The sequence below is a fragment of the Patescibacteria group bacterium genome (assembly GCA_026415775.1).
Taxonomy (GTDB): domain Bacteria; phylum Patescibacteriota; class Minisyncoccia; order UBA6257; family JAAZHW01; genus SKW32.
Window position 1 is genome coordinate 1 of sequence record JAOAGL010000008.1, and the last position, 988, is coordinate 988.

Annotated in this window: 2 protein-coding genes; both read left to right on the forward strand. The window is 36.2% G+C overall.

What is annotated here, in order from left to right; translation table 11 throughout:
* A partial coding sequence (locus N2692_03080; protein MCX8016250.1) for a terminase large subunit occupies positions 1–747 on the forward strand: 747 nt, incomplete at its 5' end.
* Positions 744–988, forward strand: a 245-nt coding sequence (locus N2692_03085; protein MCX8016251.1) for a hypothetical protein, incomplete at its 3' end; no start/stop codon positions are given. The genes N2692_03080 and N2692_03085, both read left to right, overlap by 4 nt.

The window sequence follows — 988 nt, forward strand, 5'->3', positions numbered from 1 at the left end:
GTTTTTTTGCAATTTTATTCACGAGTGCAGAGGGCAACGTTTTTGGACTTCAACCCTTCGGCTGAATTTTGGTTAAATGAACACATTTTAGGGAAAGAAAATAATTACATAGTTATCCGTTCCAATTATTTGGATAACCCATTTATCGCAGAAAATGAAAAAAGGTTTATTGAGAGTAAAAAGGATAACCCAGATTGGGCGAACTGGTATAAAGTTTATGGGTTGGGCGATTGGGGACAGCTGGAGGATGCTATCTTACCTTATGATGTTGGACAATTTGACAACTCTTTGCCATTTGTTTTTGGTTTGGACTTTGGCGTCCGGGATCCGGACGCATGCGTAAAAGTAGCAGTTGATAAGAAAAGAAACATTATATACGTAAAAGAAATGCTATATGAAAGCGGAAACTCAACTGATAAACTATACCGCAAGCTTTTGCTGACAACTGGAGCTAAAAATCTTATTGTTGCCGATAGTGCTTCGCCGAGGACGATAATTGACCTTAGACGTTTAGGGCTTAATATCGTCCCGGCAATTAAAAACAGGAAAAACGAAACAATAAAAAAAATCAAAGAATTTAAAATAATTGTTGAGGATAGTTACAATCTTATGCGAGAGTTAAACGGCTGGACATGGCTGGATAAAAAAGCAGAAATACCGATGGACGGGAATGACCACTTAATTGATGCAATGCTTTATGCAGCGTCTTATTTAATTGAAGGTAGAAAGGGGGTAGCGGTAGTATGACAGTTAAAGATTATATAGAATTACAGGACAAAAGCGAAATTGATGTAATTATTCGTTTTTCTCAGAAGTCAAAAGAAAAAATTGATTGGCTGCAATTAGGCAGCTATGAAAATTGGGAGTTTGATTTTGTCAAGGAAATGCAGCAAAGGATAAATGAGCTTTGTTTTTACGATTTTGTTGTTATTTGTGATGATTATTTTAAGAAAAAAATCGGAGGCATGGAGCTTTTTAACGCTATCCA